This window comes from Bacillus cereus group sp. BfR-BA-01309, assembly GCF_022664315.1.
Classification (GTDB): Bacteria; Bacillota; Bacilli; order Bacillales; family Bacillaceae_G; genus Bacillus_A; species Bacillus_A mobilis.
Window position 1 is genome coordinate 1 of the sequence record NZ_JAKUHE010000057.1, and the last position, 607, is coordinate 607.

Here is a 607-nt window from a genome sequence, read left to right on the forward strand (position 1 = left end):
GCGTATGAAGAAATATAAATCCTATAAAGGAAAAGTCGGTAGAATTGCCCCTAATATTTTAGAGCGTAATTTTCATACTGATGCACCGAATCAAAAATGGGTAACAGACATCACAGAGTTTAAATTGTTTGGAGAAAAACAGTATGTATCCCCTGTATTAGATTTGTATAATGGTGAAATCATTACCTATACAATTGGTTCTAGACCGACGTATTCACTTGTTTCAGAGATGTTAGAGAAAGCATTAGAACGTTTACCAGAAACCCACCAGCTACTGATGCATTCGGATCAAGGATGGCATTATCAAATGAGACAATACGTCTGTACACTTGAATCAAGAGCTATTGTACAGAGTATGTCTCGAAAAGGAAACTGTTACGACAACGCAGTAATAGAGAATTTCTTTGGGATTATGAAGTCGGAGTTCCTCTACATAAAAGAGTTTGAAAGTGTAGAGCATTTTAAAATAGAATTAGAAAAATATATAGATTATTATAATACGAAACGGATTAAGGCAAAATTAAAAATGAGCCCGGTACAATACCGGACTCATTTGGATCAAGCTGCCTAATGAAATAACCGTGTCTAACTTTTAGGGGTCACTTCA

At 35.3% G+C, this 607-nt stretch carries 1 protein-coding gene; it reads left to right on the top strand.

Annotated features, from left to right (window positions below; translation table 11 throughout):
• Positions 1 to 571, top strand: a 571-nt coding sequence (locus MR115_RS29525; protein ID WP_242243852.1) for an IS3 family transposase, incomplete at its 5' end; no start/stop codon positions are given.
• Between the last annotated feature and the right edge of the window lie 36 nt (positions 572 to 607).